We start from the raw sequence: 19,144 nt of genomic DNA, 5'->3' as shown, positions 1-19,144 counted from the left end.
CCAAAAGTAACAGGCTGACGTGTCTGCCGCTTATTTTTATTGTCGGATTAAAAAGTGATTGCAGTAGTGGAAAATACCTATATAGTCAATTGCAAGTTACACGGATATAGCGATCGACATAAGGTCCTTGAGACTACTAATAATAAGCCGAATAACAACAATAAATACGGTAATAGTCGATTGTATAGCGCCGTGAAGCATTGAGAGGCACTTGCTTAAAGTAGAAAATTATCCGCAGAGATAATCACTTGGGTGAGTACAACAGCAAAATTAATAACAATAATAAAACCGCTGGCCTCTCTACTATTTTTTCCATCTCTCTTCCTGTCTATTTATCCAAGCTTTTATTGGCTCTAACCAAGCAGCCGACTCGTTATCGCTATTACGGCACTATTCCGCTATCTTTGATCATGTTATTGAACCTCATCTTGTAGAGAAGGTAAGTGGTCATGGAAACACCTATTCATACTATTAGTTCACTTTTCGATCAGCTTGGGCTTGATAGCTCTACGGAGGCCATCGCCACGTTTATTGACGGCCATGTGGTGCCTGAAGGTGTTAGGCTGAGTCAGGCGAGCTTCTGGAGTGAGTCGCAGGCGATGTTTCTGCAGCAGGCGAAAGATGAGGATGCGGATTGGGTGGAGATTGTCGATCAACTCGATATCATGCTGCGTCGCTGATAGGTTTGATACCGAGCTGATTCCGCTGATCTAGTCGCTAGGGTGCTTCAAGACAACCCGGTAGCGTGCTTTGCCTTCTCGTAGATGGGTAATAGCGTTATTGATATCGCTAAAATCAAAGTACTCAACCATCGGTTTAATCTGATGCTTGGCGGCAAAGCTGAGCATCTTCTCCATCGTGCCGGGGCTGCCTACCGGCGAGCCAGAGATTGTTCGTTGTCCTATTAAAAGTGGTAAAACAGCAATATCGAGATTCTCAAGCGTGATGCCGACAAAGTGCAGGCGGCCTTTCGGTGCAAGAGTCGCGATGTAGGCGTTCCAGTCGAGTGTGACGTTAACCGTTGAGATAATAAAGTCGAAGCGATCGGCGGCGGCAGCTAAACTGGCGGCGTTTGTGCTGTCGAGGACGCTGTCAGCACCCAGCTCTAATGCTTCTAAGGCCTTGTCTTTACTCGAGGTAAAGGCTGTTGTGTGACAGCCCCAAGCCTTGAGGAACTGTATCGCGAGATGACCAAGGCCACCGATGCCGATGACGGCCACCTTGTCGCCCGGTTTGATGTTAAATTCGACCAGTGGATTGAAGACGGTGATGCCGCCACAGAATAACGGTCCTGCAGATTCGGCGTCGATATTCTCAGGCAGGGCAACAACAGCGTTGGCTTGTGCCCTGACCTTATCTGCAAAGCCGCCATGGCGCGCGATGATTGAAAAGGAGGCCTGTTTGCAGAGATTGTGATCGCCTTTGTCGCAGCTGGAGCAATCCAGGCAAAAGCCGGATTGCCAGCCAAGCCCGACGCGTTGGCCTACCTTCAGTTGGGTGACGTCACTGCCGATCGCGGCGACGGTACCGACGATTTCGTGGCCAGGCACGAGAGGATACTGGCTGAGCCCCCACTCGTTATCGAGCATGCTCAGGTCACTGTGGCAAATGCCGCAGCTCTCAACGGCTATCTCGACGTCCCCGTCAGCGAGCGGCCCGGGGTCGTACTCGTAGGGGGTTAACTCGGCTCCCGCATCGGTCGCAGCATAGGCTTTAATCATGTGATCATCCTTATTATTTGTTATTGATCCGTTTCAGGCTATAGCCCGCGTTGTGGGCGGAACTTAGCCCGTTGATCATAAGCATCGTGCTCAATCTTGGCCATTATTTTGTCGTGATAAAAGGTGAGGTGGGGGTAACGGTATGTGGCGGACTATGATTAATGGGGAAAATTATGGTTAGCGGGTACCTGGTAAGGGTACTAAGGAGCGTGTGATGAATGAGCCTATACGTGCGTCCAACACCCCATTTGCCGTCGATGTTGAAGCGGGGAAGTGCTATTTTTGGTGTGCTTGTGGGCGCAGTCAAAAACAGCCTTTTTGTGATGGTTCCCATCAAGGAACCACTTTTTCACCGCTTCGTTATGACGCCTTAGTATCCGAGCGGGTTTTCTTCTGTGGCTGTAAGCAAACCGCACGACCGCCACTCTGCGATGGCAGCCACAAGCACTGACAATGGCCGTATATTGGTGTCACCGATAATTACCAAACGTTTGAGATACATTGTGCTCAGTCGTCCTCGATTCTATAGTGGTAGCAAATACTAGTAGCGAATACTAGTAGCGAATAGTAGTAGCGAATAGATTCCGACTGTTCACCACGGCATAGAATAACGCCGTGGCTCAGTGCTAATTGAGGGCTTACACGATGGATTGTCAAACGGTATTAGGGGTCGAGCGCCCTATTATTCAGGCGCCGATGGCCGGCGTGCAAGATAGTGCGCTGGCTTTGGCCGTGGCCTCTGCAGGCGGGTTGGGGTCGCTACCCTGTGGCATGCTTTCGGAGCAGGCGCTGCGCGAGCAGCTGACTATCATTGACGCGCAAACGACGCGCCCCATTAATCTCAACTTTTTTTGCCACCGAACACCAGCGATCGATGAAGTGCGTGAGGCGCGGTGGCGAGCACTGCTATCACCGTATTTCTTAGAGCAAGGGCTGGATGCGGCAGAGATCCCGGCGGTGCCGAGCCGTCAGCCTTTTAATCATCGGGTGGCGGATATTGTTGAGGCGTATCAGCCACAGGTGGTCAGCTTTCATTTTGGCTTACCAGAGCCGACGTTACTGGCCAGAGTGAAGTCTTGGGGGGCGACGGTACTCTCTTCGGCCACGACGTTGCAGGAGGGGCTCTGGTTGCAGGCCAATGGCGCAGATGTGGTCATTGCTCAGGGGCTTGAAGCGGGTGGGCACAGAGGGATGTTTCTCAGTGAAGCGCTGACAACACAGCAGCGTCGCTCAGTTCTGTTAGCGCAGCTAACGGATAAGCTCTCTATTCCGGTGATCGCCGCAGGCGGTATCGCCGATGCGAGCGGGGTCGCCGCGGTGTTGAAGCAGGGGGCGATTGCCGCCCAGTTAGGCACAGCCTACTTGCTCTGCCCGGAAGCAAAGACCAGTGCGCTGCATCGTGCAGCTCTCGCATCGGCGGTAGGGGAAACGGCGGTGACCAACTTGTTCACGGGGCGTCCTGCTCGTGGCATTGTCAATCGCGTGATGGAGGAGTTGGGTGCTATGCGCGATGATATCCCGGCCTACCCGTTGACCTCACCGGCAATTACCGCCCTGCGGCAGCATGCTGAACAGCAGGGGAGTAGTGATTTCTCGCCACTGTGGTGTGGCGAAAACCGCAGCGGTTGCCAAGCGCTGGCTGCGGCCGAACTTACTCGTTCGCTTGTTGCTTACAAATAACCGCGCTGACAGAACACCTGACGCAGGCTTGCCACGGGCATGCAGCCGGAGCTGAGGTAGATGTCGTGGAAGGCCTGGTCGAGGGCGAGGGGGGTAAGTCCTTTCTTATTGGCCGCTTGAATTTCCTGTTTCAGTTGCCAGACCAAACGATTGCCAGTGAGGTAGCTCAGCGGGTAGCTTTGTTCTGAGCAATACCAGTTCAGCTCGGCCTGTACACGACCGTCGGTGAAGCCGGTGGCCTCCTTGAGCAGTTTGGCGGCGTTGACAAACACATCGTCACTGTCGAAGTCGAGATCGAGGCCAACCTGCAGATAGTCTTTATTGCTGGTCATGAAATAGAGGTCAATGCCAACGCGGGCGACGAGGCGAGAGATATCACGCTTGGCGATGAAGCGCACCTCGTCCACGAGCTCTTCACCGATATAGCCAACATCAAGCATGTAGTCCTCGAGCATCGTGGTCCAGCCTTCAGAGTGCTCTTGTGCGTTAAAGATGCGGCGGACCAGCGAAGGGTGCTGTGCAGCGGAGGCAAATTGCAGATGGTGGCCAGGGATTCCCTCGTGAATCATCATCACGGGAATACCCAGCTCCGTGTGCTCGGCCAACTGATCCTCTTTGAGGGTTAAGTAGACCAGGCTGGTTTTGCGACCTTCTCGTAGGGCGAGGGGCGGGAACATGGCACCCGCAGGAATGACGGGCTCAAGGAAGCTCGGTGTTTGCATGATTTTCATGGACTGCTGCTCGGGGATTTCGAACAGTTTTTTGTCGTCAATGAAGGCTTCAATTTTATCAATCTGATCGGTGTAATAGTCCAACACGGAGTCGATCTTGCCTGCTTTCAGCTTGGCGGCAAAGTGCTGGTTGAGAAACTCGTGCAGCTCTACCTCGCTTGTGCTTGCCGGTAATTGGTACTTTTCGCAGAGTCGCTCTCTCAGGCTGGCGAGCAGTTGCTGAGTCTCGCCCATAAAGTCGGCGGCCATCTTGGCGAGTTCGGTGGGAGACTGGCTAATTTGGCGAAGTGCCAGCAGTTCTTTGACCTTCTCTTCGCCGATAGCGAAGCCGTCGATGGTCTTACGGCTCTTAAGGTCGTCTAGATAGTCGGCGAGGGCGCGGTTACAGTGCTTTACGGCCTCGTTTAGCGCACCGAGTTGCGGGTAGCCCTGCTGGGTCGCCCATTCGACGATCGTTTGCAGTAAGTCGGGAATACCTTCGCCCTGCGCTAGCTCCGTGTCACGCCAGCGCGTAATCGGTTCGGTGATGACAGCGGCTTCTTTGGCGAGATAGTCTGGTGCCTGCAGTAATCGCTGAAGGATGTTATCGAGGCGTGGGTAGGGCTCACGCTCATCATTAATAAAGAGTTGAAAAACACCTGCGCTGATACCGCCAACGCCGTTCGGCATGCGACGGCGCTGAGGTTGGCCGTGCTGTGTTAGCTCGTCAAAAAAGACATCTTTCTTCAGCTTTAGCGCCATGAGCTCAAGATCGAGTCGCTGCTCCGCGTCATCGCTGCTGGTGGCCTCGAGCTTAGCAATGAGGGCTTTTGCTTCGGCGGTGCGGCTGGCCTGATATTCGAGGCTGGGATCACCGAGCTGATCCAGGTAGGCATCATCGCCCAATCCAATATTGCCAGCGACGTCGCTGAGGATGAATTGTCTGAATTTGATTTCTAAGCTGTGAAAATCGGGCATGCTTCTGTAAACCTTGAGCTGAAAATTTCATTATTATGGATGATTGGTAAAGTAGCGTCGGCATTATAATAAGGCAACAGGGTAGTCATTAATATCTGCCCATATAACGATTTAGCAGTATAACTCACTCTAATATCATTTTTAAAATCTGATAACCCCGCGCTGCAGAGGTCTAAGGGTTAATACCTACTCATGGTCAATATCGCACACGCATTCGCTAAAATATCGTTACACAGTGTTAAATTAAATGCGCCATAATTTATTCAAGTTATAAGGAGATGGACGCTGATACGGATGTTAGCGGCAACAAAGGATTGTTGGGAACGGGGCCGCTTTTTAGCGGCTTTTTTCTTGCCTGTCATTTACTCGTCTGCAGTTTTGAGTGCTCTGTATGGTGCTGACGTGCGCTTTGATCGTTCCCTTGTTCTGGATCGATTTGGATCGTTTTTCTCGCACTGATTCGCATTGGCCGTCTATCAAAATAGGATTATGATGGGCCGTCAATGATCTAATAGAGAGCTATGCCATCGTGTCTCAGCAGTTAATTCCCTTTGGGCTACAGCCCGACAGCGGTCGTTTGTTGTCGATCTTCGACGTCAACAACGGGCGTGACTGTGGTTGTGTCTGCCCGAGCTGTGGTCAGGGTATGTTGGCTCGGCAGGGAGACCGTAATACTTGGAGCTTCGCCCATGACAAGGATTCGCCAATTCTAGCGAAGCGCCCCTGTGAGCTCTCTTTTGACAGTGTCTGTCGACACTACCTTTACCAGTATCTTGCGCGGCGTCGCAAGCCAATGAAGTGGCTGTTGCCCGCGAGGCCTGGCCGTCATCAACCGAAGGGGGTGGTGCTGGCATTATCACCGTCTCAGCGCGGCTTCGATTTCGAGTGTCGGTTTGAGCAATACACGCTGTATCTCCTTATCGACTACCCGGGGCGACGGCAGGCGATTGCGACTGTGGGCAGTCATGAGGCGGTGTTGTTAATAGATATTGCCGGTATCAAGCGCCGTTATCTCGATAGCGGCGGTCGAGAGGTCAGTCTCGATGCTGAGATCGAGCGATTGATCGTTGGTGATCTCGGTCATAAGCGCTGGCAGGCACTGCCGCAGTCGTTACGGCACAGACAATCGGTGCCTCCATCGTCGGAACGGCGTAAGCAGCCATCGACAGTGGCGGTGCCGCAGCCTTCAGCTGTTACTCCGAGTACCACGCCTTCCCGTCAACCTCGTGCCACGCCTTTTACCGTCGATGCCTTGCCGCAGCGTATGGCGGCGCTAGAGCGTGATGATAAAGCGCGTCGTACGGTGCCAAGCCGCATCGTTGGCTGCAACGAGTGCGGCGCGAACTTTGTCTCTGACAGACCGATGATGGGCAAGGGGTTAAAGTGCGATAACTGCCGGTCGAGACCGCATAATCGCCCATTACAACTGCCGACGGACTGATAGGCTTGTGCCTTACCGGTCGATGAAACGGTCAACAACTGTCGAGAGGCGCTAAAAAACACTAGAGTTAAATCAAAACAAGCCTGTTTTTTACAGGATTCGGCCCATTTTACTGGTTTGCAGAGGGCGGCTTAACGCATTATGGCGTCGCCGTGCCGAGCGATAGGTCAGTGGTGGCTTGTTATGCCGTGTGATTGAACACAGGGCGGCCGGCAGCGTGAATAAAACGCTGATATCACAGTTAGTAATGAGGAGAGAGGCTATGAGCGAGATTAAAAGACTGCACACCCGTGATCGTATGAGCAAGGTGGTCACCTATAACAATACGATTTATCTTTGTGGTCAGGTCGGTGTCGCTGGCGAGAGCGTGGCTGAGCAGACACGTGAAGCGATGCGTCGTGTTGAAGCCTTGCTGGAAGAAGCGGGTAGTGACAAGCAGCATATGTTGCAGGTCTTGGTCTGGTTAGCCGACATGGAAGATTTTGATGAGATGAATGCAGTATGGGATGAGTGGATTCCAATGGGCTTTGCACCTGCCCGTGCCTGTGGTGAGGCCAAACTGGCTCGCCCTACCTTGAAGGTTGAGCTGATCGTTACTGCGGCGCCGATCGCACAGTAAGGCCTAGGCGCCGACCACCGCTCGGTGGTTAGGCGCGTCTTGCTCTTTAGACCCCATTTAGGTTGAGGTCTATATCCTGATAGTAAGCCTGTAGCTGTTTTGCTGCTTCTAGCAGTATCGACTCGAGTTGTTGATACTCGACCGCCATTGGTGAATCGATCCAGGTGACGATAACCAAGGCTTCATCATCGTTGATGGCGATGTGGGTACTGTCTTCCGCTATGGCCTCACTCTGGGTCATCATACCGATGAATCGTGGATACCAATTATGGTAGACGTAGTCGATCGCGTGTTTATTCTCGACCCTGGCATCATCGCCCATGGTGAATTGCGGAAAGCCTTGCTGTTGCAGTAGCTGAGGGATTAACAGGTAGGAGGCGATAGCGGCGACGCTGTCGCTGATTGGCTGTTGTCCCGCCTCGATGGCGACGAGCTGCTCGTCGCTGAGGCCGAGGGTGCTGGCCATCGCTTCGCTACTGAGGGCCAGGTTGTTACGCAGGGCGACGAGGCCGGAGGCGTCGATAGCTGGGCTCGGGGTGTTCTCAGGTGTCATGTGCTGGCGCTCCAAAGGGTATATGCAAACTGTGATGGCGGCGATAGTAACAGACAATGGGCTGTTGTGGTGCTGTTCCAAGCAGATGGTCGTGTGATCTAGTGGTGAGCGTCACACCACCTGAACCAGCGGCGCGGCCGATATCTTACGCAGTGCCTGGGTGCGAGACTTGACCTCGAGTTTACGGTAGATATTACTGAGGTGGGTTTTTACCGTACTGAGGCTAATGAACAGTGTCTCCGAGATCAGCTTGTTGCTGTAGCCCTGTTGCAGAAAGGTGAGAATTTCTCGTTCACGCCGACTCAGTAAACTCAGCTCCGCAGCGACATTCTGCTCGGCATCGACAGCAATAGACAGTAGTTTTGGTACCGGTGTCGTGGTGGGGTTGTAGCTTTGTCGCTGCTGTAGGATACGTTCGCAATAACCGCTCTCAATACCGTTTTCAATAGCGCGACGCAGCAAGTGAATACACGCCTCTCCTTCATCGAGGAACAAGCTGACGAAGCCGTGGGCGCGAGCACGGTGTAGAGCGCCGGCAAAGTGTTGCATGGCGCTATCAGTATTGCCCTGATCCGCGAGTACCAAGGCGCTAATGATGTTACTGCAGACTGCTCGACCTATGCGGCCATTGGGTGTTGCGCGCTGCGCGATACCTTCACAGAGATCGAGGCAGGGCTGATGCAGCCCTCGGTGGCGATAGATACGCGCGAGTATAAGTTGATCTTCTTCATCGGCAAACTTCTCGCTGGCGAGCAGCCGCTGCTGCTGCTGTTCCGCCCAGTGCCAGGCATCATCATAGTGACCGCGCATGTGTGCCAAGCGCGCACGGGTGGCGGCGACAGAGGCGCCACCGTAGGACCACAGAATCCATGGTGAGGCCTCCATGGCGCTCACCATCGTCTCAGCTTCAGCGTAGGCGTGCATCGACAGTAGCGTCCGGCAGTAAAGGTAGTTAAGGGAATGCTGCTGTACCGAATGAGGCATGATGTGTGCCGAGTAATTCTCGGCTTGCTGTGCTTTGCTGAGCACGCCAGCCTCTTCTAACTGGTGCTGCTCACGCAATAACTCGATGGCGCAACGGTCATAGCTGTTAGCCAGGGGGTGGCTAATATGGTTGTGCTGGTGCATCCAGCGACGGACGCTATCTCGATGGGCTTGGGCGTTGGTAAAGTCGCCACGGATGACCTCGGTAGTAATCAGGTAGCACAGCGAGATAATGACATTATCGATCGCATCGTGGCGCCGGCCAAAGGCAATAGATTCTTCTATGAGTGGTACCGCTTTATTCAGGTCGCCGCGCATGTAGTGGTTGATGGCGTTTTCTCTGAGAAACTGCCCCCGTAGTGTTATATTCTCGGTGGGGATCAGTGGCTCGGCACGCTCGAGTAGCTCCTGCATTTGATCCATCTTGAGGGTGAAGCGCGCTAAGATGGCGCCGTTGAGAAAAATCTCAGCACGTAGCGCGTCGTTATCTCTGGGGTTGTCGTTCGTTGTTTCCTTTGGTGAGGAACTGTCGATGAGCTGTTGGGCGCGTTGTAGTAGGCGTGGTGAATGGAGCAGTTGCTCTGACTCGGGCAGACCTTTCATCTGTAACAATAACAGTTTTGGGTTGTCATCAACGAGGTCTTTGGGTAGTCGGTTGCACCAATCGTTTAATAGGTGGCGGGCACCACGTTTGACCAAGGCAGTCGAGAGACGGATGATCATTGCGATGGCCTGTGACCAATCCTCTGCTTTGATCAGCAGGGTGACAGCTTCATCGGGGTAGTCGTGTTGCTCGAACCATTGTGCGGCACGGCGTAGCATTGGTAGGTAGTCTGCAGGGCGTTGCCGTTGTAGGCGCTGCAAGAGAAACTCGCGTAATAGGTCGTGATAGCGGAACCAATTATGGCTCTCACCCAGCGGCACGATAAACAAGTTATTCCTAACGAGTTGCTCAATCATTATGGCGCTGTAATCGATGCCAAAAGCGCAGTCGCACAGTGAGCTGCAGAGCCGAGGTAGTGCCGAGCCCAGTAATAAAAATTGCTGTACCTCCTCACTCTGGCACTCAAATACTTCACTCATCAGGTAATCGGATAAGACTTGATAGGAGCCGGAGAAATTGGTGATGGCATCGACGGAGGGGTTATTGCTGCTTTGTAGTGAGATGGCGGCGAGCGATAAGCCGGCAGGCCAGCCCTCAGTACGACGTAACAGTTCGTCAATACCGCTGTCTGCCAGGGCGAGCTGATAGTGGCTGTTGAGTAGTTGTTCACTCTCGAGCAAGTTAAAGCTCAGTTCGTTGGGGCCGATTTCGACCAGTCGGCCAGCACCGCGCATCTGTAGTAGCTCTATTTTGGGCTGCTGGCGAGTGCACAGAATGATGTGCATGCCGTGCGGGATATATTTCAGTAGGAAGGCCATCGAGCGATGAATGCTTTCATTGCGAATATGATGGTAGTCATCGAGTGCAAAATAGATATGCTCAGGGGTGTTGTCGGCCTCTAGATAATCGACGAGATCGTTGATCAGCAGTGTGAGTACTTCGTCTGCATCGAAGCTTTTGGTCACTTGCTGGTAGCTGTCGAGTAGACTGGTGGCCTTTTGCGCAAGACTGTTGTCGATGGTTTGCAGTGCTGCACAGAGATAATGCCAGAAGCGATAGGGTTCATCGTCGTAGGCATCGAGGGAGAGCCAGGCAGTGGCCTCCTCACGCGCTCTTAGCCAGCTGGCGACGGCAGTGGTCTTGCCGTACCCCGCGGGGGCGCAGACAATACTGACCGAGTTATGGGCGGCTGCGGCGAGTTGTTTGTTGAGTTGGGGCCGCTCGACAGCATGCAGGGACGCCCTGGGCGTATATAATTTTGTTTTTAGCAATAGTCTGTCCTGAGTTCGTGCTTCCTTGACGATTAAATCTCAGCAGAATCATTGAAAAATGACGCATTGATTTTAGCTCTATGAAGACATTATCAAAGGAATATTTCAAGAACAAAACAGCTTAAATGAGTTGCGTTGGCTACTGTGGGTGATGGTTTTTATTTCTGGTCACGTCATAAAAAAGAGGGTTTTTTAATGTTCTATTTTTAAGACAGCTGTTAAGGGCGTTTTTAAAGGACGTTTTTAAAAGGAGGGTCTTTTAAAGGCGACTTCTGTACGGGCTTTGTAAAAACGTTTTTGCGTAAGCTGAGAGCAGGGAGAGATAGCATGCCGCCATGGCGTCAGTCGTAACTGGCCATGACGTCGATATTGCGGAGACTAGCCGGCTTGCATCGCCAGCAAGGTCGGGATGTCGAGATCCCCTTGGTAACGGATGAAATTGCTTTCTTTCGCTTCGATGGCGACCATCGTCATGCGGTCGGCCAGTTCATTGCCTTCGACACCAACGTGACCGTTGACATGCAATAGCGGTAGTTGCTCTTGCAGTGATTGGTACAGGGTAAACATAGGTTGGATGATATCGAGGTTTTTGATTTCTCCGCCGGCCTTTTTCCAGCCACGTTTTTGCCAGCCCGCCGCCCATTGGGTGAGGCACTGAATGGCGTATTGAGAGTCGCAGAGAACGACCACGCTGCGTCCCTCGGCGAGTTTGTCGCGGGCGATCAGCAATGCCTGGTGCAAGGCGTTGAGCTCCGCGGTGTTATTGGTGCCTCGGGGGTTATACAGGCCAAACCATAGCTCGCTGAGGGCGTTGTGGTGGTAGATGGCGATGCCGGAGCCCGCTTTGCCTGGGTTGGGGTTGCAGCCGCCATCGGTGAATAGCTTGTAGTCGGCTTCCAGTGCGTCAACCTCAGCTGCGGTGTAGGTCTTAGGGCCTTTTTTAGCGCTTTTGGTGCCGGGCTTTCGGCTGCTGCCAGCGCTGTTTCGCGTGCTGCTGCGGGCGTTGGACGATGGGCTGGCGCTGCTGGGCTTGCCGGCGAAGGCAGCCTCGGCCTCGGCTAAGGTCTTAAACGACTTGTAGCGGGCGTTGGGGAACTTGTCGACGTTGCGTTTGCAGGTGGGCCAATCGGTAAAGATGCCGGTTTGGTGGCCGGCCCAGATAACATAGAATTTTTTTGCCATGGGGGATCGTCTGTCTCAAGATCGCTACTGATAGGCAGCATTCTACCGCCGTCACGAAACGGCGAACAGCTTATATTGTCATGGATAAGTGATTGGGTGAGACAATGATCGTTGAGTTGGCCATCGCCACAAGCGATGACCTGCTGTGCTGGCTAGAAGCCGCCGGGGAAGAGGTGTGCGCTGATCACTTCCCACCAGCAGAGGGCAGCGAGGATGATAGCAATGGTGACGGCGGCAGAGCCCATGTCTTTGGCGCGACCAGACAGCTCGTGTACTTCGTCGCCAATGCGGTCGACGACGGCTTCGATCGCCGAGTTAAGAATCTCGATCAGCAACACAAACAGCAGGCTGCCGATGGTTAGCAGATAATCCATCGGTCCCTTGCCGATATACAGCGCTAGCGGGATCAGAATGACACAAAGCAGCGTTTCTTGGCGAAACGCCGCCTCATGCTGGAAGCAAGCCTTGATACCTTGTAGTGAGTAAGTGCCTGCCTTGAATACGCGTTGCAGATTAAACGTGCCGCTACTTTTCATTATCTACCTATTGTCGTAAAGGACTGGTTGTTAAAGCTTGTTGTAAAGACCGCTTGCAAAGGCCGGCCGTAAAGACCGCTTGTAAAGACCAGCTGCAGAGAACGCAGTAAAGGCTGTCATGAGCGGGGGCGAGAGCACCGATAATCGCTGTTGTCTCTTAGTGTGCAAGTGCTGCGTTTAGTTCCCGTCTGACAGTCTAGCGATGTCGTGAGCAATGACTCTGAGCGTCTGTTGTGGCCAGCGTATTACGTCATTTTTTTGCGTCGCGCATTATCCTCGATAGCCACTAAAGTCTGAATGCGTTTTTATACCTATATGTTTGTTGAGTTTTTAAAATATTCGATACAAAAGTGGCGGTGCTGTTTTTTGCGTTTGCTCGGGATAATCGAGGGGCGTTATTTTTTTACATGGATCAATATTTTTTTTCGCTAGCTAAGCAGGGATTTTTTCGCCTTGTTAGTGCGTTTTTGGACGGCTAGTGCGGGCGAAAAGTGACGGATAATCGTGCTGGGCAAACGTTTGTCGCCGTCATGAAACGATGGGGCACACTGGCTTGTTGATGTCAGCCGTTATTGCCTGAGGTCTAGAGCCCCCGCCACTGCTGGCCTGCTGGTGAATCAATGTATTCACCTAACACTTTTGGGTGAGGTTTTTGGCAAGAGGACGTTAGCAACGCTAGAGTGCACAAACTGGCTCTGTTACAGCCAAGATGACGGTTGTTTAATCTTGTAAAGCTTGTTTTTTCTTTGCTGTTTTACTTTTGGAACTCGATTTTTTAATAAAAGATTTTTTCACAAAATAGACTTTGTTACGTTTTGTTTATGAAACTTTTTATTGCTGGTGTAGTCGCGAATGATCGATTACCGTGCGGCCATCAAAGAGCCTGAGACGTTTTTCTTCGCTCTTTATTTTATTGACTTAGGCTGCAATATTTTTTGTTGCCTGCTGATCTCTCGATATTGACATGGATTAATACGAGAGCTTTTGAGGAAGTTTTCATGAAAAAGATTTTTTTGGGTCTGTTCGCGCTATCAACTACATTGCCTACACTTGCGCTGGCGGACAGCGGTTTCTCTGCTGAGCTATTGATGGGTACATCTGATCAGAGCGTTAGCATGGATAGACCACCCGTCGATGCAACCGAGGATTTCGATTTATCCGATAAGGCCCTTTCCTACGGTATTCGCGGTACCTATGCTTTTAATGATTACTTCGCTATTGAAGCGGCATATATGGATTACGGCAGTGTAGAGCAGGGCTACGGTGCAATGGCGCTGGATGTGCATGGCATGAAGCAGGAGATTGGTGTTGAGCAGAAGCTGAGCTCAAGAGCGCTGAATGCCGGTGTGAAAGGCAGCTACCCACTGACGCAGCGTCTATCGATTAACGGTCGTCTCGGTGCCTCTTACTGGACGATGAAGCAGGAGACCGGTATCAACGCCAGCATTAGCTTCGACGATATCGATATTATCCATGCCTTTGGCCCCACCAATACCGAGAGTGATAGCGGTGTAGGGATGTACTACGGTGTCGGCTTACAGTATGACTTTACCAAGCGCTTCTTCATGGCTGCCGAGTACAGCATGACGAGCATGGAGGCCGACTTTGGTCACCAGAGCGTCAAAAACGATATCGACAATCTAGCACTCTCTGTTGGTTTTAAGTTCTAAATAGCTTGTTCGTTTTAAGTGGCAGCTCGTTTTAAGTTCTAAACAGCTGACTTAGGGCCGGGCGATATGCCCGGCCACCTGCTGTAGTCATCACACCGGTGGTGACTGTGATGGCTTCTTGGGCTGCGCGGCAGGGTGCATATAATGGTCGATCTCGTCTGTGATATCGGCCATCTTCCAACCCTTTTCCCAATCGTAGTGCTTCCAGTTATTGATCGGGTAGGGGTTGTCTGTCTCCCGCTTGCCCGCCAAGCGATCATCCCAGCCATAGTCGACAATGGTATAGTCGGCCTCGGTAACGGTGTCTCTGCGTGTCTTGATCATCGTTGTATACCCCCGTGCGCTGCCGCCTGTCTCAAACGGCCTGCTAGTCCCTTCCATTATACACCTCGCACCATCCTGCTGTGTCGCTTTGACGGCGTCGGCACTCAGCGAGGCATTGACAAGCTTAGTGAACAAAGACCGATTACGCCTGCGTGATTACTCTAGCAGCAGCGCTCGGTGCTCAAGCATGCCACGATAACTCTGCTCGCCGAACAGGCGCGGCCCGATGACCGTCTCGTGCTGTTGCAGCACCTGGTCCGGGGTTTGCTCCAGCCATTGCCCGCCGACCACCGCCTGCATCGGGTTATCTGCCTTGTATTGGATGGCAAAACTCTCGATCACCGGACGCATCTTCTCGAAGGCGATGTCACCAAAGAGTCGCGGGGGAATATGACGGTTTGGGCTGTAGTGAAACGATGCCTCTAAAAAACAACCTGGCGTCAGCGGGATGGCGTAATTGGCAATAATGAGAGCCTCCGGGCCGGAAACATCATAACGCGTCCATTGTTGCTGGTTAGCGGTTTGATTACGAAAGCCGCTTTGTAACTTCGCGCCGAGCATGAAGACGAACGCTGACGGTGAGTACAGGGGGGGCTCACCGTCTTTAAAAATACGGCTGTCGGGGTAGCGCTCGTAGAGGACTTGATTCAGCATCAGCATAAAGCCGAGCCGGTCGTGCAGACCGTACGGGCTATCGTCTAGCAGCTGTTCTGTGTTCTGCGGTTTTGGTAGCACGTTGATCGATAGCATAATCGTGCCGAGGTTTTTGCCGAACCAGCCTGGCTGTTTGATATCCCACCAGCGTTGCAATAATAGGCCGTGATTGGGTGGCGTAAAGCGGCTGGCATCGTCAACATTTAACTGGGTAACCAGGGGTTCTGCGGGCATATCGCGGCTGAAATCCTCCGGCAGCGCGAACTGAAATTGGTTGCCGCCAAGGTCAACATAACGTGGGGCGGTGAGTGGGGCAGGGGCGGTGCTGCCCATGCCGAGGGCCTGACGAATAAAAGAGAGCATAACAATGACCAGTAATGTGTGAAGTAAGGGGTTCATGACAGATAGTTTGTTAAGGCTTTCACCGTATCCTTGGTGTTGTCGATGGCTTGGCGGCCGTTATGTAAGGCTTGCTGCAGGGGGTTACGCCCTCGGCCCGGTCCGTGAGCCATGTTGAATTGCCAGCTAGCCATGCTCTGCGTGGTGGTGTGCGGGCTCTGTGCGATAGAGCCGTTAAAGACATGGTTAGCATACACGATAGAGCCTAACAGCTTTCGTGGATTGACTGTATTCTTACCGACGATATTGCTTACCAGGTCGTAATCGTGGGCGCGGATAGCGATGACATCTACCCCGGCACGTTTAAACAGCAAGCCACTGCGCAGGTTGTTGTTGGCGTTACCGTGCAGGGCGACACGCTGTTTATCGAGTAAGCTGCCCCGCTCCGGATGACGTAGGCCGTTAAATTGGAGGCTGGTGATGGCAGAGCTGCTATTGCCGTTGAGCAGATAGCGCACCGCCTCGGAGAAGATGATGGCGCCCTGGCTGTGCACTAGCCAATCGGTGCTGTGGCCGTTTTGTTGTGTGTTGGCGAGGACCTTAGCAAAGGCCTGGGTCACCGGTGTGGTGAAGCCGAGTTTATCCTGCAGTGACTCCCAAGTATCGCCGGGGCCGCCGACGCTGGGGTTATGAAACAGTGAATACTCCTGCACGGTATCACCAAACTCAAACTCCAGGTGGCTGCCCATCAGCCAGGTGGCTTTGGCGAGGTTGTTTGATTGGCCATTGACGGCGGCGTATGCCGTTTTCACCTGATCGGTTTTTCGCGCGACCTGCCAATTGCCAGAAAGATTCTTTGTGACGCTGTAGAGGCCGTTTTTCTCCTGACGGTCTCTTTCATTTTGGTACCGCTTTGAGAGTTGGATATTAAATATGGTGATTTGACCGCTATAGATACGATAGTCAATGCGGTAGTAACTGCTGTTTATACTGTAGGTGTCGGTACTGCCCTTAAGGGTGTGGCTGTTGCTCGGTCTGGGTTCTGATTTTAGTCGATCAATACTTGTTTCAAGGTTGTTTGCATAGTCAGATGACATCTCTCTTTCAAAAACAGAGTTCGAATACCCCGACAAAAAAATCTGATAACCAAAATTGTTGTCGTTATGTAAGGAGTGTTTAAAGGGAATCATTGGCAGCGCATTCAGCTGCAGCACCTCGGCGGGCGAGAGCTGTATGTCGCAATGATTTAAAGCCAGATAGGTATAGTTATCCTGATTAAGTTCCATGAATCGTCCTTGATTCTTAACGTGGGTGAACGGAAAGGCATAAGCGTATGCGAGGCGCTCGATTCTGCGCCCCTTAATCTGAGGGGGGTTTAGGGGGTAATGGAATAACTCGTTGTTAGGCGGGGGCGTGCAGGGAAGCGCATTGTTGAATCGGTAGTTTGTCTTTTTAATAAAGTCAAATATCGCATTTATACTGCCGATATTACTTACAGAGTATTGTCCTTTTTCCTGTGCCAAAGACGGGCAATTTAACTACTCAGTGTAATGAGTGCCGTTGGCGTAATAATTGCGTTATAAAGCAGGCGTAGTAGTCAAAATCGCGAGTCTGTATGGAATAGATTATAAAAATAAAGGAATATACGATGAAAAAACTACTGATGGCGACAATGATTTCTCTGGCGGCGAGTGCTCAAGCAGAGATCATCACTTTTGATATGCAGGTGCTGGATGTAATCACCCAGGGAGGAGAGGCAATAAGTGCGAATGAAGGGGCTATTTTTGCCGAACTGGATATTGATACGGATATAGGGGAGGGAGAACTTTTTGGCATTAATAGCTTTAGTATGACTTATGTTGAAGCGTTGACAGTTGAAGAATCGTTCCAGGGTGATGAGCAGGTCCATATTGCTCATACCTACGAACAGGGTAGTCGCTATACGTTTAACACGACCTCTTTTGATATCGAGGATAGAGATGAGGGGGAGTTAGACGGCTTTGCTTATCTTGCTTTTACTGGCGGGGCTGATAGTGGTGAGATGTCGTCGTTTGATGGAGGTTATAACTGTCAGTCAAGTTCTGCGGCCGTGGAGGGCTGTGAGGGGGTTTCAGGAACGGCTATTGACGCCTATGGACTGGTGCTTTTAGTTCATTGGGTGGAGAGTGAACCAACAATATTGGACTTTTTAGTGTTTACTGATATTACAACAGGAGGCGCTTATTCAGAGAAGTTAAGCTTTTTTTACGGTACAGGAGCGTTCGTCGCCTGGGGGTCAGCGCAACCCATATCTGATATTGCTGACGAGCTAGAGCCCACAACATCGCCTTCGCCATCCGAGCCTTCTTCACAGGGGATTGTGGTTGATTGTGATATAAATTGGTCGCAGATGTGTGAAAACCTGCCTGTATCGCAGGTGCCGGTCCCCGGTGCAGTGTGGCTGTTTAGCTCGGCTCTGGCAGGCTTCGGCATACTTGCACGCCGAAGAAACCGTATTGCCTCCTGAGCGTAATTCTTAGCGCTTTATTTCTTGGTGGTATCCGCTCAATATTCTCTTTCGTTAATTGTAGTGATGAATATTGAGTTTTTTAATCCGCCTTTGTCGACGCCGATAAAGCTTACAGGCTAGTGGTTTTCTGCTAAAAAATACCAGAGTTAATAAGCCGAATTGAGCGCTTTCTATCAGTTGGCTTAGTACTTGCGTTGTAAATATAGTGTGATGGTTAGATGTGCATGGTGATATTACAAATAAGATAAAAATAAAGGAATATACGATGAAAAAACTACTGTTAGTGTCATTGCTCGGCTTGGCGGCGAATGCTCAGGCGTTTACCCTGCCTTTTATAATGCAGGTTGATAGCGTAGAGGCTGCGCAAGGAACCGGAGAGCTGGTTGGTGAGCGGTTTGTCTATGGTGAGCTCGATATGACGATCAATGAGGAGGGCGACTTTTTGGTGGCTGGGGGGATCGATAGTTTTGAGTTAACCCATGTAGTGCCGCTTCATATCCAGGAGACGTACCAGATCGCAGGTTTCACCACAACGATTCATCATCGTTATGAGGCCGGTAGTGGTTACACCTTCGAGCCTTTCGCGGAGTACACTGAGGCCGTAGTCGACGATGATAATGATACGTTTGTTTATACCTATCGCTCAGGGGAAGTGCTGAATGATGGTAATGATGTGGCAAGTTTTGCCGGTGGCTATGGCTGTCAGTCAGACCCGGAGTGGTTGGATGCATGTAGCGAATTAAGTGGGCCGAGCATTGACGGCGTAAAGCTGGACCTTACTTTTAACTATAGAGAGAGTGTCGACTTTGGCCTATACGATCTGATCGATATCACATTAGAAACCTATGACGTTAGAACAGGAATGAATTCAGGGGTCACAACGACAAGCTATTCACTCTACACTCTTATTCATGATGACGACCACTACTATGAATACTTCCCAGGCCCTGCAGATGAAGTCTCGTCTGTGCCGCTCCCCGGCGCCGTTTGGTTATTCGGTTCAGCCATTGCCGGCCTTGGTTTTGTCTCGCGCCGCAAAGCCCGTAAGGTTGCCTGAGGCAAGTAATAGCTAACTCTCTCCTTACTCCTATTGATGCCCGTCGTCGCTTAACAGCGGCGGCGGGCATTTTTTTGGGCGGTAAATCAATTACACGTATATTATACCGTTATCTATTGTGCTATTCGCCCGTTGATAATGCGGTTGATGGGGCGATAGCCGGAGTCGCCTGATAGTGACTTTTTACCGTCAATTAGACCGATCGTTTTGGTGTTGCGCTAGTGCCACAAGGGCTGTGTTTATATCGGTTAATTGTCTGAAAATAAAGCGCTTAAGCGCATGAGAAACTCTGGTTGTGCTAGGGCGAATTTG

General features: G+C 51.7%; 17 protein-coding genes. 8 read left to right on the top strand and 9 right to left on the bottom strand.

The genetic code is table 11. From position 1 onward, the window contains the following. Positions 1 to 449: 449 nt before the first annotated feature. Positions 450 to 680 (top strand): DUF2789 domain-containing protein, encoded by a 231-nt coding sequence (locus EDC56_RS14085; RefSeq protein ID WP_123713207.1) that lies wholly within the window; start codon positions 450 to 452, stop codon positions 678 to 680. A gap of 30 nt (positions 681 to 710) precedes the next feature. Here EDC56_RS14085 and ahr read toward each other — a convergent pair whose 3' ends face one another. Further along, entirely contained in the window at positions 711 to 1,721 is a 1,011-nt protein-coding gene (gene ahr, locus EDC56_RS14080; RefSeq protein WP_123713206.1) for an NADPH-dependent aldehyde reductase Ahr, read from the bottom strand. Positions 1,722 to 1,935: 214 nt separating this feature from the next. Between ahr and EDC56_RS14075 the strand changes: the two genes are divergently transcribed. Next, positions 1,936 to 2,172, top strand: a complete 237-nt coding sequence (locus tag EDC56_RS14075) for a CDGSH iron-sulfur domain-containing protein (RefSeq protein WP_123713205.1) — start codon at positions 1,936 to 1,938, stop codon at positions 2,170 to 2,172. Positions 2,173 to 2,366: 194 nt separating this feature from the next. After that, positions 2,367 to 3,401, top strand: coding sequence for an NAD(P)H-dependent flavin oxidoreductase (locus tag EDC56_RS14070; protein ID WP_123713204.1), 1,035 nt, complete (start codon positions 2,367 to 2,369; stop codon positions 3,399 to 3,401). Here the strand turns inward: EDC56_RS14070 and EDC56_RS14065 are convergent. Continuing rightward, the gene (locus tag EDC56_RS14065) at positions 3,392 to 5,089 is read right to left on the bottom strand and encodes a DUF885 family protein (protein ID WP_123713203.1); all 1,698 of its coding nucleotides are present in this window, start codon (positions 5,087 to 5,089) and stop codon (positions 3,392 to 3,394) included. The two genes, EDC56_RS14070 and EDC56_RS14065, sit on opposite strands and share 10 nt — an antisense overlap. Before the next feature lie 529 nt (positions 5,090 to 5,618). On the opposite strand from EDC56_RS14065, the gene EDC56_RS14060 reads away from it, so the two are divergent. Both EDC56_RS14060 and EDC56_RS14055 read left to right on the top strand, forming a co-directional pair. Further along, positions 5,619 to 6,530, top strand: a complete 912-nt coding sequence (locus tag EDC56_RS14060; protein WP_123713202.1) for a hypothetical protein — start codon at positions 5,619 to 5,621, stop codon at positions 6,528 to 6,530. Between the two features lie 262 nt (positions 6,531 to 6,792). Then, positions 6,793 to 7,149 (top strand): RidA family protein, encoded by a 357-nt coding sequence (locus tag EDC56_RS14055; protein ID WP_123713201.1) that lies wholly within the window; start codon positions 6,793 to 6,795, stop codon positions 7,147 to 7,149. 46 nt (positions 7,150 to 7,195) lie between these two features. Here the strand turns inward: EDC56_RS14055 and EDC56_RS14050 are convergent, their stop codons facing one another. The 4 genes from EDC56_RS14050 to EDC56_RS14035 form a co-directional block, all read right to left on the bottom strand. Next, positions 7,196 to 7,702, bottom strand: coding sequence for a helix-turn-helix domain-containing protein (locus EDC56_RS14050; RefSeq protein WP_148059419.1), 507 nt, complete (start codon positions 7,700 to 7,702; stop codon positions 7,196 to 7,198). 111 nt (positions 7,703 to 7,813) lie between these two features. Next, positions 7,814 to 10,561: a winged helix-turn-helix domain-containing protein gene (locus EDC56_RS19885; protein ID WP_123713199.1), complete on the bottom strand. Its 2,748-nt coding sequence runs from the start codon at positions 10,559 to 10,561 to the stop codon at positions 7,814 to 7,816. A gap of 378 nt (positions 10,562 to 10,939) precedes the next feature. Further along, positions 10,940 to 11,743, bottom strand: coding sequence for a ribonuclease H family protein (locus EDC56_RS14040; RefSeq protein ID WP_123713198.1), 804 nt, complete (start codon positions 11,741 to 11,743; stop codon positions 10,940 to 10,942). Positions 11,744 to 11,895: 152 nt separating this feature from the next. Beyond that, positions 11,896 to 12,279 carry a diacylglycerol kinase gene (locus EDC56_RS14035; RefSeq protein WP_123713197.1) on the bottom strand — a complete coding sequence of 128 codons (384 nt, stop codon included), beginning with the start codon at positions 12,277 to 12,279 and terminating at the stop codon, positions 11,896 to 11,898. A 998-nt stretch (positions 12,280 to 13,277) separates the two neighbouring features. Here EDC56_RS14035 and EDC56_RS14030 point away from each other — a divergent pair. Continuing rightward, positions 13,278 to 13,949, top strand: coding sequence for an outer membrane beta-barrel protein (locus EDC56_RS14030; RefSeq protein WP_123713196.1), 672 nt, complete (start codon positions 13,278 to 13,280; stop codon positions 13,947 to 13,949). A gap of 90 nt (positions 13,950 to 14,039) precedes the next feature. Here EDC56_RS14030 and EDC56_RS14025 read toward each other — a convergent pair whose 3' ends face one another. From EDC56_RS14025 to EDC56_RS14015, 3 genes are read right to left on the bottom strand one after another with little or no spacing between them, the layout of a single operon-like run. Beyond that, on the bottom strand, positions 14,040 to 14,408 hold the full coding sequence (locus EDC56_RS14025) for a hypothetical protein (protein ID WP_123713195.1): 369 nt from the start codon (positions 14,406 to 14,408) through the stop codon (positions 14,040 to 14,042). 21 nt (positions 14,409 to 14,429) lie between these two features. Further along, on the bottom strand, positions 14,430 to 15,290 hold the full coding sequence (locus EDC56_RS14020) for a hypothetical protein (RefSeq protein ID WP_211333706.1): 861 nt from the start codon (positions 15,288 to 15,290) through the stop codon (positions 14,430 to 14,432). A gap of 32 nt (positions 15,291 to 15,322) precedes the next feature. Next, positions 15,323 to 16,552, bottom strand: coding sequence for a hypothetical protein (locus tag EDC56_RS14015; protein WP_123713193.1), 1,230 nt, complete (start codon positions 16,550 to 16,552; stop codon positions 15,323 to 15,325). 362 nt (positions 16,553 to 16,914) lie between these two features. Between EDC56_RS14015 and EDC56_RS14010 the strand changes: the two genes are divergently transcribed. Next, complete coding sequence (locus EDC56_RS14010; RefSeq protein WP_123713192.1) at positions 16,915 to 17,772, top strand: VPLPA-CTERM sorting domain-containing protein; 858 nt, start codon at positions 16,915 to 16,917, stop codon at positions 17,770 to 17,772. A gap of 268 nt (positions 17,773 to 18,040) precedes the next feature. Beyond that, positions 18,041 to 18,832, top strand: a complete 792-nt coding sequence (locus EDC56_RS14005; protein ID WP_123713191.1) for a VPLPA-CTERM sorting domain-containing protein — start codon at positions 18,041 to 18,043, stop codon at positions 18,830 to 18,832. The last annotated feature ends 312 nt before the right edge of the window (positions 18,833 to 19,144 follow it).

The sequence above is a fragment of the Sinobacterium caligoides genome (assembly GCF_003752585.1).
Taxonomy (GTDB): domain Bacteria; phylum Pseudomonadota; class Gammaproteobacteria; order Pseudomonadales; family Sinobacteriaceae; genus Sinobacterium; species Sinobacterium caligoides.
The sequence above is the reverse complement of the archived record's forward strand: the minus strand, read 5'-3'. Positions and strand labels throughout refer to the sequence as shown.